Origin of the sequence: Tepidimonas aquatica (assembly GCF_007556585.1) — a bacterium.
GTDB classification, from domain to species: Bacteria; Pseudomonadota; Gammaproteobacteria; order Burkholderiales; family Burkholderiaceae_C; genus Tepidimonas; species Tepidimonas aquatica.
The window spans coordinates 99,336-114,137 of sequence record NZ_VJNA01000005.1 but is presented as its reverse complement, the minus strand read 5'-3'; the positions used below and the strand labels follow the sequence as shown (position 1 = coordinate 114,137).

The window sequence follows — 14,802 nt, the reverse complement described above, 5'->3', positions numbered from 1 at the left end:
CTGGCAGCCCATCGGCGCCGTCACGCTCAACCCCGAGCGCGACGCGGTGATCGAAGGCCTCACGCTGCATCACGATACACAACAATTGGCCGCATGACTTGCGCGACAACTATCTTGACACGCACCGGGACGCAGTCCACCGAGAGATAGACGCGGGTGCGGCACCAGCAATGGCGCTCGGTCAAGAGAGGACAGAAACGCCACGTCCGAGCGGGAGGAAGAATTCTGTGCTGAGTGCGTGGCCCCCATGCGCGAGCTGCTCGGGTCGATCCGCTGGTGCACGACAAGCCTCATTCTCCCCACGGGCCCAGGGGCGGCGCGCCTGGGTCCGTGCGCTGACTGCTCCTCAAATCGTATCCCTCGTCCGAGGAAGCCAAAAAAGCGCGGCGAGCTTGTGGTCAGAGATGCAAAAAATATCGTTAACAAGAAACTGTGTCGTCAAATGACGTAAAGTTATTCACAAGGGATCTTTGCCTGCGATGTAGGGGCAGTGCAAGACGCTGAAAAATATAGATTAAAAGCACGCAGGGCCGTTGTACGTACATTGGTGTCACGTGTGTTGTTTGGCCTCCGAAGCCGAAGGTCGTGGGTTCGATCCCCGCCAGCCGCGCCAAATCAAGTACTTACGCACGATCTCGGGGCCCCGATGATGGGCGGTACGATCTCGGCTGCCCTCCCTTTCCGAACCACGCACGCTGCGCCCAACGACGGCGCCGATGGTCATGGTCAACCGTTGGCCGCTGTTTGTGCCCAGTGTGTGCCCTGATTGTGCCTTGGCTGTGCCCGCCGGTTGGTCCGAGGTCGCCCCAAACGACCATCGGTCCCGTGCCCGGGTGGCGGTGTCAGCGACTCGCATCATGTGCTGGCTACTCGCGCGTGTTGTCGTGCGCGGCGCTTTGCCGTGATGCTGGGTGCACAGTGTCCGGGCGTGACCTTGCCCCTGCAAAGTGGAGTGCTTAGCCCTTGTTGAAAATGTCGACAAGGAGAGAAGCGATGAGTGACAAGCAGGTGCGTGCGCAGTACACGCGGGAGTTCAAGCTGGAGGCGGTGCGGCAGGTGCGCGCCGGGCGGGCGATAGCGGTGGTGGCCAAGGTCTTGGGCATCCCCAAGGCGAGCCTGGGCAACTGGGTGCGGCTGGCCGCCAAGGGCGGCCTTGGCAGCTCGGGGGGGTCGGACAAAACCGATCGGGTCACGCCCGATCAAATGGAGATTGCCCGGCTGCGGGCGGAGGTGGCGCGGCTGCGCATGGAGCGCGACATCGCAAAAAAGCCGCGGCGTACTTCGCGCAGGACACGCTGCGAGGTACGCCTGGATTGACCAAATGAAGCGCTGCTACCCGGTGAGCATCTCCTGCGAGGTGCTGCAGGTCAGCGCCAGCGGGTATTTCAACTGGCTGCACCGCCAGGGTGGCGGCTGCGGCGGGGGCGGCCGCGCTGCAGCGCGCTACAGCGACGAAGCCTTGCTGGCACACATCCGAGCCATCCACGCCGAGGTCAAGGGCGAATGGGCGAATACGGCTGGCCGCGCATGCACAAAGAGCTGGTGGCCCGCGGCATCCGGGTGGGCAAAGAGCGGGTTCGCCGGCTCATGCAGCAGCATGGCATCCACGCCAGGACCAAGCACAAGTTTGTGGTGACCGCCGACAGCCGCCACAGCCTGCCGGTGGCGCCCGACCTGGTACAGCGGCGCTTTACCCCCGAGGCACCCAATCGGCTCTGGAGCGGCGACATCACCTACATCGCCACCGACGAGGGCTGGCTGTACCTGGCTGCGCTCATCGACCTCTTTGCGCGCCAGGTGGTGGGATGGAGCCTGCAGGAGCGCATGCACACGGGCCTGCTCAAGGATGCCTTGGCCATGGCGTGGTGGCGCCGGCGCCCGCCGCCTGGGGGCTGATCTTCCACAGCGGCCGGGGCAGCCAATACTGCAGCCATGAGTTCCAGCAGGCCCTGCGGGACTGGGGTATGCGCTCATCGATGAGCCGCAAGGGCAACTGCTGGGAAAATGAGCGCAGCGAGTTTCGCCATAACGCGCCGACCGAGAGCTTCTGGGGGCGGCTGAAGGCCGCCAGTGTGCACGGGCACAAGTTTGCCACCCGCGAGCAGGCCCGCCGGGCGCTGATGCCACGCTCGACCATTCCCGGAACCAGCGCGCGCCGTGCCGGCGCGCTCACCACTTTTTTGCGGTGATCTCCTTCATGACCTCGATCTCGAGGTCGTGCTCGGCCAGCAGCTTCTTCAGGCGGGCATTCTCCTGCTGCAGGGTGCGCAACTGCTTCACGTCCGCCGCCTCCAGCTGTCCGTAGCGCTTCCGCCACAGGTACAGGGTCTGCTCGCTGACGCCGTGCTTCTTGGCCACCTCCGCCACGGGCGACCGGTCGGCCTCCCGAAGGATCTTGACCATCTGCTCTTCGGTAAATCGGGACTTACGCATGGGCTCCTCGTCTTCGTCAGAAGCCATCCTCTCAACTTTCGACTGGTCCGAAAATCGCCGGGCAGGTCAGTACTACCGCGCCGCGGTGCGTCCGTGGTCGATCCCCGTCACGAGTGCGGACTCCGGCTGCGTCAAGACAGAAAGTGCAATCGTTCCGCCACTCGGCACCTGGGATGCCTGCCGAGCGATGTCTGCGACCACATCGCCCCCGCCAGTGGGTTGCTCAGCCCGCTTTTGGCCCTCACAGCGGGGCGGTGGCCGCCATGTTCCGACGGGCCGGTCTTGTGGTCGTAGCCGTGTCAAAGATCGACATCAGTAAAAAATGATGTTTTCTGCGCGATTGGTTGTAAAGTGGTGTTCTTTGGTCACCGCGAGGAGCCAAAAAAGTAGCAATAGAACATCACTTTACAGCGCATTAGACCCATTGGGACGGGTTGGCGCCGCTAGACTGTTATGGCCTCCGAAGCGTGCCCAGCGTGTACCCCGGTCGCCTTCCCGGCGGCGCAGCAGCCCAACCTTGTGGAATGCACGCGCAAGAAGATGGGGCGCGCTACGCATGCCGCGCGGCTGATCCGCTTCGGACCGGGCCGGCTTGGGTCGTGATGGTGGCCTGCAGCGAGGGGTTCCAGCCCCATGCGAACATGGTCTCGGCCACCACGAACATCGGCCCCACGAGCAGCCCGACCAGGTCGTCCAGAAACGCGGGTTTGCGGCCTTCGTAGCGGTGGCCGATGAACTGAATGATCCAGCCCAGCACAAACAGGCCGATGCCCCATGCCGCCCAAGAGGCTGTCGGCAGCGAGGCCAGCGGCATGGCCGCCAGCGCCAGCAAGCCGTTGACGGCGCTGGTTGCGACACCCAGCGTCGGCAAGCCACGCGTCAGGTACCACAGGGTGGACAGCAGCCACACCACGGCGATGACGGGCACGGACGCGCCGCCCAGGGACCATGCCGGTTTGGCCAGCAGCACGCTGAGCGCGAAGACGATCATGGGTATGCCGACGAAGTGGGTGGCGATGTTGCGCCGATCACGGTGGTACGCGGCGTACTGGACCAGCAGTTCGCTGGCGTGACGCAGGGGCGATGGCATGGCCGACTCCTTGCCGGGCTTGCAGGTCAACGGGGAATACTCGGACGCAGCGTAGCAGGCGGGGTAGCGCGCTTCATTGGGGTTTACCCGCATACCTGTCGGCGGGCACCATGACCACGGTGTGGCTGCGGGTTGGGGTAAACGCTGGGTACGGCGCGCGCCGCTTGGGGCAACAATGGGGGTGTACCGTGGGGGCGCAAAGCCGCCCGGTTCATGCGCGGAGGGTGACGCGATGGGCATGGGGTCGGGTTGGTCGCCCGCGCCAGGCAAGCCCGAGCATTTGCATGGGTTGGCCGACGTGCGCAGGGTGATGCAGCAGCTGTTGGTGGACAGCGACGAGCGTTTGCGCGCCGTGGGACAGTCGTTGCAGGTGTTGCTGGAGCGTGCCGAGGCTGACGTGCAGCGGGTGCTGCAACATGCCCGCCAGGGGTTGCTGGTGGGGGTGCCGGCCAATTTGGGCGCGTGGCCCGAGGACGAGGCCGCCGCCTACGTGGAGCAGCACGTCGAGTTGCTGGCGCGGCTCAACCCCGACGATATCCACCTGACCGCGCTGCTGCGGCGCCGGCCCGAGCTGTTTGCGCGTGCGGCGGTGTGGCTGGAGGTGGCGCGTTGGCACTACGAGCGCGACCACCCGGGCAGCGCCGATCCGGGCGCAGCGTCCCGGCCGACCGCGCAGTCGTAGCGCGGCGACTCACACGTTCAGCAGCAGGTAGCGCCGCTCCCACGGGCTGATGACGTCGAAATACTCGGCGTACTCGGCGGCCTTGATGGCCCCGTAGGCTTGCACGAAGTGCTCGCCAAACAGCTCGGCCAGCGGGCGGCAGGCCATCAGCCGCTCCACCGCGTCGTCCAGGTGGCGCGGCAGTTGGTGGGGTTGCTCGTAGGCGCTGCCCGACAGTGGCTCGCTGGGCTGCAGCCGCTGGCGCATGCCCAGCAGCCCGCACGCCAGGCTCGCGGCGATGACCAGGTAGGGGTTGGCGTCCACGCCCGCCAGGCGGTTTTCGACGCGGCGCGCGTCAGGGCTGGCGTTGGGTACGCGCAGGCCGCAGGTGCGGTTGTCGTAGCCCCAGCTCAGGTTGATGGGGGCGGCGGTGTGGCGCGACAGGCGGCGGTAGCTGTTGATGTAGGGCGCAAAAAACGGCATGGCCGCCGGCAGGTAGGTTTGCAGCCCGCCGATGAAGTGGAAAAACGCCTCCGACGGGCTGCCGTCGGGGTTGGAAAAGGCGTTGCGGCCGCTGGCGCGCTCGAGGATGCTTTGGTGCAGGTGCATGGCGCTGCCGGGCTGACCCTGCATGGGTTTGGCCATGAAGGTGGCGTACATGCCGTGGCGGATGGCGGCTTCGCGCACGGTGCGTTTGAACAAAAACACCTGGTCGGCCAGCGCCAGCGGCTCGCCGTGGTCGAGGTTGACCTCCATTTGGGCGGTGCCCATTTCGTGGATCAGGGTGTCGAGCTGCAGACCCTGGGCTTCGCACCAGTCGTAGATGACGTCGAAGATGTCGTCGTATTCGTTGACCGCGTCGATGGAAAAGCTTTGCATGCCCGCTTCGGTGCGCTGGGTGCGGCCCACGGGCGGCTTGAGCGGGATGTCCTCGTCGGGCTCGATTTGCACGAGGTAGAACTCGATTTCGGGCGCGACGATGGGCTGCAGGCCGTCGGCCTCGTACTCGGCCAGGATGCGCTTGAGCACGTTGCGCGGCGCCAGCTCGACCGGCGTGCCATCGAAGCGCACGCAGTCGTGGATGATTTGCGCGGTGGGTTCCTTGGCCCATGGCACCAGGCGCAGCGCGGCGGGGTCGGGCAGCAGCCGCATGTCGGGGTCGGCCACCGGGGTGAAGTCCTGCTCGGGGTAGGCGCCGGTGACGGTCATTTCCAACACCGCCATCGGCAGCCGCAGCCCCTCGGCGGGGCGGTATTTGTGGCGCGGCACGATTTTGCCGCGTGCTTGCCCGGCCATGTCGGGAATGAGGCACTCGACCTCGGTGATGCGGTGCTGATCGAGCCAGCGTTCGATGGCGGCGGCGGTGTCGGCGGTCATGGCTTGCAGCGTTGGGTCTTGATGGCTGCGAAGTATGCGTGCGGCGCCGGTCGGCGCAAGGTCCACGCACGCGACCTGCCCAGGCGCCACTGGCTGCCCCCGGGGCGCGACAATGCATGCCTGCAACCCACAAGGAGGCATCGACGATGATCGGTTTGGCCGAGGTGCAGGCGGCGGCGGCCCGCCTGCGGGGGCAGGTGTTGACCACACCGTGCCTGGAGTCCCGCACGCTGTCCAACATCACCGGCGCGCAGGTGTTTTTGAAGTTCGAAAACCTGCAGTACACGGCGTCGTTCAAGGAGCGCGGGGCGTGCAACAAGCTGGTGCAGCTCACGCCCGAGCAACGCGCGCGCGGCGTCATCGCCATGTCGGCGGGCAACCATGCGCAGGGGGTGGCGTACCACGCGCAGCGGTTGGGCATGCGCTCGGTGATCGTGATGCCGCGCTTCACCCCCGGCGTCAAGGTGGAGCGCACGCGCGCGCTGGGGGCCGAGGTGGTGCTGCACGGCGACACGCTGGAGCAGGCGCGCGAGCACGCGTTCACACTGGCGGCGCAGCAGGGCCTGACCTTCGTGCACCCCTACGACGACGAGGCCGTCATCGCCGGCCAGGGCACCGTGGCGCTGGAGATGCTGCAGGCGCAGCCCGAGCTGCAGGTGCTGGTGGTGGCCGCGGGCGGCGGCGGGTTGATTGGTGGCATGGCTGCAGCGGCCAAGGCCATCAAGCCCGACATCGAGGTGGTGGGGGTGCAGACGCGGCGCTTTGCCGCGATGGTCAACGCGCTGACCGGCAGCCACTGGCCGCTGGGCGGCAACACCATCGCCGAGGGCATTGCGGTGGCCGCACCGGGGCAGCACACGCTGGCGCTGGCGCAGCGTTACGTGGACCGCTGGGCGGTGGTCGACGATGAGGACATCGAGCAAGCCATCGTGCTGCTGTTGGATATCGAAAAAACCCTGGTCGAAGGCGCCGGGGCGGCGGGCTTGGCGGCGCTGCTGAAAGACCCGCAGCGCTTTGCGGGGCGGCGCGTCGGGCTGGTGCTGTGCGGGGGTAACATCGACCCGCTGCTGTTGGCGTCGATCATCGAGCGCGGCATGGTGCGCAGCGGGCGTCTGGTGCGGCTGGTGGTCAGCACGCGCGACCTGCCGGGCCAACTGGCGCGCATTGCCCAGGTGGTGGCCGCGGCCGGCGCCAACATCGACCAGGTGCACCATCAGCGCGCGTTCACGCTGCTGGCCGCGCAGAATGTGGAAATCGAGCTCGTGCTGCAAACGCGCGGCCCGCAACACGTGCACGACGTCATGCAAGCGCTGCAGGCCGCCGGGTTCGAAGTGGCCCGGCGCTGAAGCGGTCCCGGGTGGCGTGGCGCTTACTCGTCGTCGCCGCCCAGCAGGCCCCCCAGCGCGCCGCCGGCGGCAAAACCGCCCAGCAGCGAGCCTTCCTCGCGCCGGCCGCCCAACTGCGGCGCGGCGGCAAACACGCGCGAGGCCAGGCGCGAAAACGGCAAGCTTTGCAGCCACACCGTGCCCGGGCCTTGCAGCCGCGCCAGAAACAGGCCCTCGCCACCGAACAGCGCGGTTTTGATCTTGCCTACGTATTCGATGTCGAAATCGACCTGCGCGGTGTAGGCCACCACGCAGCCGGTGTCGACGCGCAGCACCTGGCCGGCGGCCAGCTCGCGCTTGACCACCGTGCCGCCCGCGTGCACAAACGCCAATCCATCGCCATCCAAGCGCTGCATGATGAAGCCTTCGCCGCCAAAAAAGCCCACCGACAGCTTGCGCTGCAGCGCGATGCCCAGGCTGACGCCACGCGCCGCGCACAGGAAGCTGTCCTTTTGGCAGATCAGCGTGCCGCCCAGCGCGCGCAGGTTCATCGGCAGGATTTTGCCGGGGTAGGGCGCAGCAAACGCCACGCGCCGCTTGCCGCTGCCCTGGTTGATGTAGACGGTGGTGAACAGCGACTCGCCGGTGATGAGACGCTTGCCCGCCCCCAGCAGCTTGCCGAAAAAACCGCCCTGCTGCGCGCTGCCGTCGCCCAACACCGTGTCCATCACGATGCCGTCGTCCATCATCATCAGGCTGCCGGCTTCGCCGATGGCGGCTTCGCCGGGGTCGAGTTCGATCTCGACAAACTGCATCTCCGCGCCGCGGATGTCGTAATCGATGACGTCCATGCCCATGGGGTGGCTCCTGGTGAGGTTGTCGTGGGTTGCTCAGCGGAATCAGGATGTGGGGATCGCCGGGCCCGAGGCTCAACCGCCCGTGGCGGGGCACGCCGCCAGGCTACGCGCTTGCGTGCCCAGCGCCGTACGCAAGCGCGCCAGTTCGGCGTCGGTCAGGTCGGGCCAGCGCAGCGTCAGCACGTTGACCGGCGGGCGCTCGCGCACCACGCGCGCGTCGCGCACGCCACGCTGTTGCACTTCGGCCAGGGCGCGCCGCGCGGCGTCTTCGGTCGAGAAGGTGCCCAGCGCCAGCCCGCTGCCGGTGCCAGGGACTTCGACCGTGCGGTGATCCAGCCCTTGCAGTCGCAGCGCGGCACGGCGCGCGGCCAGGTCGGCCTCGGCCAGCGGGCCAATGTACACCAACCAACGCACCGGCAGCGTGCCCGGCGTTTCGGTGTGGCGGCCGCGCAGGTCGGCCTGCGTTTCGGCGCTGCGGCGTAACGCCTGGGCCTGCTCCAGCGGCAGCGGTGGCAGTTGCCAGCAACGCCGCGCCTCGCGAGCCACGGCCCCGGGCGGCGTGGGCGTGTCGGTGGGCTGCGTGGTCGGCACGGGTGGTGGCGCCTCCTGCTGCGGTGGCGGGGTAGGCTCCGTGGCGTGGCCGGCTTGGCCCGGTGGGTTCAGCAGCCGCAGCCGCTCGGGCTCGATCTGTTGTGCGAGCCGCTGCGGCTCGCTGGCGGCCTGCGCGGGTGCCGGGGGCGGGGCCCCCAGCCAGCCCCACTGCCACGCCGCCAACGCGGCGTTGGCCAGCAGCAACAGCAGCACCAGCACCCTCAGCATGGCCGCACGCTCACCTCACCGTGCTGCACCCGTACCACGCCTTGTGGCGTGCGGATGCGCAACGCGCCGTCGCCGTCGACACCGTCGGCCACACCATGCAAGCCGTCGCTGGTCACCACGGCACGCCCGGCCAGCGCGTCCAGCGCGCCAAAGCGCGCCTGCCAGGGGCCGAAGCCTTCGCGCTCGAACGAACGCGCCGCGTGCACCATGGCCGGCGCCAGGCGCGCCAGCCACACGCCGGCGTCGTCCAGCGGCGGTTGGCCATCGGCCGGAAGCTCGCGCAACCCCACTGGTGGCAGCGCATCCAGCGCGGCTTCGGGGGGCAGCTGTGGCGTGTGCAGGTTGAGACCCAGGCCGATGACCGCGTAGCGCGGCTGCATGTCAGGCAGCGCAGCGGTTTCGATCAGGATGCCGCCGAGTTTGCGCCCGTGCCACCACAGGTCGTTGGGCCACTTGAGCCGCACCCCGGGTGGCAGCGCGCTGACCACGGCCACGCCGACCGCCAGCGACAGCCCGGCCCATTGCGCCGGGGCCATCGGCAGCCCCACCGAAAACGCCAGCGACGCGCCCGGCACGGTGACCCAGGGCCGCCCGCGCCGACCCCGCCCCGCGGTCTGCGTCAGCGCGGCCAACACCGTGGGGGCGGCTTGCCCGGCGCGCGCGCGGCGCAACAGCTCGGCGTTGGTGGAGTCGATGTGCGGCACGACCTCGACGGTGAGGCCTGGCTCGAACGGCACCAGCGCTTGCCAAAGGGCCTCAGCCCCGGCGTGCAGACGGCGCAGCAGGGCTGGGTCGGTGGCGGTGCGGTCGTTCATCGGCGTGGCGGCGGGCAAAGTTTGCTATGGTGTTGACATGTGTGGGCGCGCGTGCGCACGCGCGAGGGCAGGTCCACCCTCCAGTTCAGCGGGGCTGGCATCGCCCCGCGGGCCGGCCCCACGGCTGTCATGCATTGTAGGAACAATGAACGCAACCTCTGCTGCCAAAACCCTGGTCATCGCCGAAAAACCTTCGGTGGCGCTGGACATTGTGCGTGCGCTCACGCCGGTGGCCGGCAAGTTCGACAAACACGACGACCACTACGAAAACGAGCGCTACATCGTCACCTCGGCGGTGGGGCATTTGCTGGAGATCGCCGCGCCCGAGGCCTACGAGGTCAAGCGCGGCAAGTGGAGCTTTGCCCACCTGCCGGTGATACCCCCGTACTTCGAGCTCAAGCCGCTGGACAAGACCAAGGGCCGGCTGCAAGCCATCGTCAAGCTGGCGCGGCGCAAGGACGTGGCCGAACTCGTCAACGCCTGCGACGCGGGGCGGGAGGGGGAGCTGATTTTCCGGCTGATCGAGCAGTACGCCGGCGGCACCGACAAGGGCGGCCAGCCCAAGCCGCTGGGCAAGCCGGTCAAGCGGCTGTGGTTGCAGTCGATGACGCCGCAGGCCATTCGCGAGGCCTTCGAACACCTGCGCAGCGACGAGCAGATGCGCCCGCTGGCCGATGCCGCGCGCAGCCGCTCGGAGGCCGACTGGCTGGTCGGCATCAACGGCACACGCGCGATGACCGCGTTCAACAGCCGTGACGGTGGCTTTTTCCTGACCACCGTCGGGCGTGTGCAGACGCCCACGCTGGCGCTGGTGGTGCAGCGTGAGGAGCAGATCCGGCGTTTCCGCGCGCGCGACTACTGGGAGGTGCACGCCACCTTCGCCGCGCAGGCGGGCAGCTACGCCGGGCGCTGGTTCGACCCGGCCTGGCGCAAACCCACCGGCGACGACGCCGATGCCGAGCTGCGCCCCGAGCGTCTGTGGGACGCAGCGCAAGCGCGCGCCATCGCCGACGCCGTGCGGGGCCAGCCCGCCAGCGTGACCGAGGAGAGCAAGCCCGCCACCCAAGCCTGCGGCTTGCTGTACGACCTGACCACCCTGCAGCGCGAAGCCAACGCACGCTACGGCTTTTCGGCCAAGACGACGCTGGCGCTGGCGCAGGCGCTGTATGAAAAGCACAAGGTGCTGACCTACCCCCGTACCGATGCACGCGCGCTGCCCAGCGACTACCTGGGGCCGGTACGTGCCACGCTGCGCGCGTTGGCTGACAGCGACCTGCCGCACCTGGCGCCGCACGCCCGCAAGGCGCTGGACAACGACTGGGTGCGACCCACCAAGCGCGTGTTCGACGACGCCAAGGTCAGCGACCACTTTGCCATCATCCCCACCGGCCAATTGCCCCAGGGCCTTAGCGACGCCGAGCAAAAGCTGTACGACCTGGTGGTGCGTCGCTTCATCGCGGTGTTTTTCCCGGCGGCGCAATTCCTGGTCACCACGCGCATCACGCGCGTGGCGTGTGCGGGTGGCGTCGAGCACCACTTCAAGACCGAAGGCCGCGTGTTGGTCGATGCCGGCTGGATGGCGGTGTACGGGCGTGAAGCGGCCGCCGACGTCGAGGGCGCGCAAGCGGGCGACAAGGGCCAGCCGCTGGTGCCGGTGCAGCCCGGCGAAACCGTGCGCACCGAAGAAGCCACCGTGCAGGAGCGCCAGACGCGCCCGCCGGCGCGCTACACCGAAGCCACGCTGCTGGCGGCGATGGAGTCGGCCGGCAAGCGTGTCGAGGACGAGGAGCTGCGCTTGGCGATGGCCGACAAAGGGCTGGGCACGCCGGCCACGCGCGCGGCCATCATCGAAGGGCTGCTGGAGGAAAAATACCTGGTGCGCGAGGGACGCGAGCTGGTGCCAACGCCGAAGGCGTTCCAGCTGATGACGCTGTTGCGCGGGCTGGGCGTGGAGGAGCTGACGCGCCCGGAGCTGACCGGCGAATGGGAATACAAGCTCGCACAAATCGAGCGCCGCGAGCTGTCGCGTGAGGCCTTCATGCGCGACATTGCCGCGATGACCGAGCGCATCGTGCACAAGGCCAAGTCGTTCGACCGCGACAGCGTGCCGGGTGACTACGCCACGTTGCAGACGCCTTGCCCGCAGTGCGGTGGCATCGTCAAGGAAAACTACCGCCGTTACGCCTGCACCGGCGCCGACGGCCGTGGGGCCGGGTGTGGGTTTTCGTTCGGCAAGGCACCGGGGGGGCGCATCCTGGCGCCGGACGAGGCCGAAGCGCTGCTGCGCCAACACCGCCTGGGGCCGCTGGAGGGATTTCGCTCGAAGATGGGGCGGCCGTTTTCAGCCGAATTGCTGCTCAAGCCCGACGCCGATGGGCAGTGGAAGCTGGCGTTCGACTTTGGCGACGACGCCAGCGCCGGCTCCGACGGCGGCGAGGCGGTGGACGTGGCCGCGCTGCCCTCGCTGGGGCCGTGCCCGAAGTGCGGCAGCCCCGTGGTGGCGCTGGGCAACCAATACGTTTGCATGCGCGCCGTGCCGACCGCGCAGCAGTCGCAACCGGGCTGCGACTTTCGCAGCGCCACCACGATCCTGCAGCAGCCGGTGGCGCCGGACCAGATGAGCAAGCTGCTGCGCGAAGGCCACACCGACTGGCTGGAGGGGTTTGTTTCCAACCGTACGCGGCGGTGCTTCAAGGCGCGCTTGGTGTGGGACGCCAGCGCCGGCAAAGTGGGGTTCGAGTTCGAGCCGCGCGCGCCCAGCGCACGTCCGCGGGCGGCCAGCGCGACGCGCGGCCGCCGCAGCGCGGGTTGACCCGAACACCCGCCTTCACCCGCCACCGGCGGGTGCGGTGCCCCGGCGCTGTTGCAGCACCAGCAGCCGCGTCAGTTCGCGGGCCAGGTGCACGGTCAGGCGCTTGACGCCCTGGTACTGCGCGTCGCTCAGCGCCGGGGCGCCCAGACCACCGTCGACCCACAACACCCCGGCGGCGCGCCCGCGCACGGTCAGGTCCCCAACACCAGCCCGCCCGTGGGCACCTGGGCGTCCAGGGGTGGCGGCAGCTGCGCGCGCGCCAGCGGCACCTGCAGCCGGCGCGACTGCACCACGCCACCGAAGCCGTGCGCCGCAACGCACGCCAGCGTGTGGGGCGCGGCAGGCGCGCCAACGCCTGCGCGGTGATGTCGTCGTCCAGCGCAGCGTCGTCCAGCAGCAACGGCAGCGCCTGCACATGTGCGGCGGTCAGCCAGGCGGGTAGTGGCGCAGCGGTGGGCGGGGCGGGCGTGGGTGACATCGGGCGCTTGGGGCTGAGGGCGGGCGTGGCTATCATAGGGCGCTGCCGTACCCGCCTGCCAAGGAGACACCATGCCATTGCAACTGTACTACGCCCCCGGGGCGTGCTCGTTCGTGCCCCATGCCGCGCTGGAGCTGGCCGGCGCCAGCTTCGAGCCGGTGCTGGTCAAGCTGCATAAGGGCGAGCACCACAGCCCCGCGTTTCGTGCCATCAACCCGCGCGGGCAAGTGCCCGTGTTGGTGGACGATGGTCAGGCGATCACGCAGATCGTGGCCATCGGGTTGCACCTGGACGCCCGTTTTCCGCAGGCGCAACTGCTGCCGCCGCAGGGGCTGGCGCGCACGCGCGCGCTGGAGCTGCTGGCGTGGATGAACAACACCGTGCACCCGACGTTCACGCACGTGTTCATGCCGGCCAAGTTCACCGACGACGCGGCGGCGCAGGCCAGCGTGAAGGCGCATGCGCTGACACGCTACCGGGCGTTGCTCGAGGAGCTGGAGGCCATGGTGACCACCCGCTCGGGGCCGTGGTTGGGCGGTGCGTCGCCTGGCCTGTTGGACGCCTACGCGCTGACGCTGCTGCGCTGGGGTGGCTTTGCCGGCATCGACCCGACCACGCTGCCGCACACCTGGGCGCTGGCGCAGTCGTTCGCGGCGCTACCGCCGGTGGCGCGCGTGGTGGAGCGCGAGCGGCTGCAGCTCAACGTCTACCAGCCCGCGGCGGCCTGAAAGCGCACCGTCACGCGCAGGCCGCGGCGCGCGCCGGCGCCGGGGTGGGCCTCTTCCATGCTCAGGGTGGCGTGGTGTTGGCGCACGATCTCGTGCACGATGGCCAGTCCCAGCCCGGAGCCTTCGACGTTGGTGCCCAACGCGCGGTAAAACGGCGCCAGCACGCGCTCGCGCTCGGCCGGGTCGATGCCGGGGCCGTCGTCCTCGATTTGCAGCAACTGCACGCCGCCCCACGGGTCGCTGAGCACACGCACCGTCACCACGCCGCCGCGCGGCGTGTAACGCAAGGCGTTGTCGGTCAGGTTGCGCACGAGTTCGGCCAGCAGCACCGCGTTGCCCCACAGCCGCAGCGGCGGCGCGCCGCGCAGCATCTCGGGCGCGGGCAGGGACTCAAAGCCCAGGTCCAGCCCCTTGTCCAACGCCAGCGGCACCAGGTCTTCGACCACCTGGCGGGCTACCGTCAGCAGGTCCACCGGTTCGCGCGGCAGCGCCTGGCCGGCGGCTTCGGCACGTGCCAGCGCCAGCAGTTGGTTGACGGTGTGCGTGGCGCGCACGCTGGAGTTGGCGATCTGGCGCAGGGTGCGCTCGATGTCTTCGCCCGCGCCGGCGGGCAGTTGCATTTGCGCCATTTCGGCCTGCAGCCGCAGCCCTGCCAGCGGGGTTTTGAGCTGGTGCGCGGCGTCGGCCAAAAAGCGCTTTTGGTTCGACAGCGTGGTGCCCAGCCGATGCAGCAGGTCGTTGATCGACGACACCAGCGGCGCCACCTCCTGCGGCACCTCGGCCTCGTCGATCGGGCTGAGGTCGTCGGGGCGGCGCGAGCGGATGCGGCGCTCCAGCGCGCTCAACGGCCGGATGCCGTGCACCAGCGCCAGCCACACCAGCAGCACCGCCAGCGGCAGGATGATGAACTGCGGCACCATCACCCCCTTGATGATTTCGGTGGCGAGTTTGGAGCGTTTGCCGCGCGTTTCGGCCACCTGCATCAGCGCCATCGGTTTGCGTTGGTCGGCGCGCATCAACCACGTGTAGGCCACGCGCACGTCCTCGTCGCGCACGATGTCGTCGCGCAGCACCACCACCCCCGGGCGCGGCGCCACGTCGGCCGGGGGCGGCGGCAGATCCGGGTCGCCGCTGACCAGGCGGCCGTCGCCGTCGACCACCTGGTAAAAGACGAGGTCGGTGCCGTCGGCGCGCAGCAGGTCGCGCGCCTGCGGGGTGAGCGTGAAGGTGACACGCCCGCTGTCGACGGTGACGAACTGGGTCAGCGCCTGCAGGCTGAACTCCAGCGCGCGGTCGTACGGCCGGTTGGCGATGCTTTGCGCCACAAACCAGGTCAGCCCCAGCGACAGCGGCCACAGCAGCAGCAGTGGCGTCAGCATCCAGTCCAGGATTTCGCCAAACAAGCTG

Annotated in this window: 11 protein-coding genes and 2 pseudogenes; 5 read left to right on the top strand and 8 right to left on the bottom strand. The window is 68.9% G+C overall.

Going from position 1 to position 14,802, the window contains the following annotated elements:
- Positions 1 to 993 precede the first annotated feature (993 nt).
- Positions 994 to 2,123 (top strand): annotated as a pseudogene (locus Taqua_RS03035) (IS3 family transposase); the annotation flags it as partial.
- On the opposite strand, the pseudogene Taqua_RS03030 reads toward Taqua_RS03035, so the two are convergent.
- Positions 2,099 to 2,433, bottom strand: a pseudogene (locus Taqua_RS03030) (transposase); the annotation flags it as partial. The pseudogenes Taqua_RS03035 and Taqua_RS03030 sit on opposite strands and share 25 nt — an antisense overlap.
- 550 nt (positions 2,434 to 2,983) lie before the next feature.
- Positions 2,984 to 3,523: an Mpo1 family 2-hydroxy fatty acid dioxygenase gene (locus tag Taqua_RS03025; RefSeq protein ID WP_144324580.1), complete on the bottom strand. Its 540-nt coding sequence runs from the start codon at positions 3,521 to 3,523 to the stop codon at positions 2,984 to 2,986.
- 232 nt (positions 3,524 to 3,755) lie between these two features.
- Here Taqua_RS03025 and Taqua_RS03020 point away from each other — a divergent pair, with 232 nt between their 5' ends.
- Positions 3,756 to 4,205: a hypothetical protein gene (locus tag Taqua_RS03020; protein WP_144324578.1), complete on the top strand. Its 450-nt coding sequence runs from the start codon at positions 3,756 to 3,758 to the stop codon at positions 4,203 to 4,205.
- 9 nt (positions 4,206 to 4,214) lie between these two features.
- Here the strand turns inward: Taqua_RS03020 and Taqua_RS03015 are convergent, their stop codons facing one another.
- Positions 4,215 to 5,561: a glutamine synthetase family protein gene (locus tag Taqua_RS03015; RefSeq protein WP_144324576.1), complete on the bottom strand. Its 1,347-nt coding sequence runs from the start codon at positions 5,559 to 5,561 to the stop codon at positions 4,215 to 4,217.
- A gap of 116 nt (positions 5,562 to 5,677) precedes the next feature.
- Between Taqua_RS03015 and Taqua_RS03010 the strand changes: the two genes are divergently transcribed.
- Positions 5,678 to 6,907 (top strand): threonine ammonia-lyase, encoded by a 1,230-nt coding sequence (locus Taqua_RS03010; protein ID WP_144324574.1) that lies wholly within the window; start codon positions 5,678 to 5,680, stop codon positions 6,905 to 6,907.
- A 23-nt stretch (positions 6,908 to 6,930) separates the two neighbouring features.
- On the opposite strand, the gene Taqua_RS03005 is transcribed toward Taqua_RS03010, so the two are convergent.
- The 3 genes from Taqua_RS03005 to Taqua_RS02995 form a co-directional block, all read right to left on the bottom strand.
- Positions 6,931 to 7,743 (bottom strand): TIGR00266 family protein, encoded by an 813-nt coding sequence (locus tag Taqua_RS03005; RefSeq protein WP_144324572.1) that lies wholly within the window; start codon positions 7,741 to 7,743, stop codon positions 6,931 to 6,933.
- Between the two features lie 72 nt (positions 7,744 to 7,815).
- Positions 7,816 to 8,562 carry an SPOR domain-containing protein gene (locus tag Taqua_RS03000; RefSeq protein ID WP_144324570.1) on the bottom strand — a complete coding sequence of 249 codons (747 nt, stop codon included), beginning with the start codon at positions 8,560 to 8,562 and terminating at the stop codon, positions 7,816 to 7,818.
- Positions 8,556 to 9,377, bottom strand: a complete 822-nt coding sequence (locus Taqua_RS02995) for a biotin--[acetyl-CoA-carboxylase] ligase (protein WP_144324568.1) — start codon at positions 9,375 to 9,377, stop codon at positions 8,556 to 8,558. Before Taqua_RS02995 ends, Taqua_RS03000 begins: the two co-directional genes overlap by 7 nt.
- Positions 9,378 to 9,522: 145 nt before the next feature.
- Here Taqua_RS02995 and Taqua_RS02990 point away from each other — a divergent pair, with 145 nt between their 5' ends.
- Positions 9,523 to 12,189: a DNA topoisomerase III gene (locus tag Taqua_RS02990; RefSeq protein WP_144324566.1), complete on the top strand. Its 2,667-nt coding sequence runs from the start codon at positions 9,523 to 9,525 to the stop codon at positions 12,187 to 12,189.
- A gap of 15 nt (positions 12,190 to 12,204) precedes the next feature.
- On the opposite strand, the gene Taqua_RS13175 is transcribed toward Taqua_RS02990, so the two are convergent.
- Complete coding sequence (locus Taqua_RS13175; protein ID WP_185969543.1) at positions 12,205 to 12,378, bottom strand: hypothetical protein; 174 nt, start codon at positions 12,376 to 12,378, stop codon at positions 12,205 to 12,207.
- 360 nt (positions 12,379 to 12,738) lie between these two features.
- On the opposite strand from Taqua_RS13175, the gene Taqua_RS02985 reads away from it, so the two are divergent.
- Positions 12,739 to 13,395, top strand: a complete 657-nt coding sequence (locus tag Taqua_RS02985) for a glutathione S-transferase family protein (protein ID WP_132963623.1) — start codon at positions 12,739 to 12,741, stop codon at positions 13,393 to 13,395.
- On the opposite strand, the gene Taqua_RS02980 is transcribed toward Taqua_RS02985, so the two are convergent.
- Positions 13,374 to 14,774, bottom strand: a complete 1,401-nt coding sequence (locus Taqua_RS02980; protein WP_144324608.1) for a sensor histidine kinase — start codon at positions 14,772 to 14,774, stop codon at positions 13,374 to 13,376. The genes Taqua_RS02985 and Taqua_RS02980 overlap by 22 nt on opposite strands.
- Between the last annotated feature and the right edge of the window lie 28 nt (positions 14,775 to 14,802).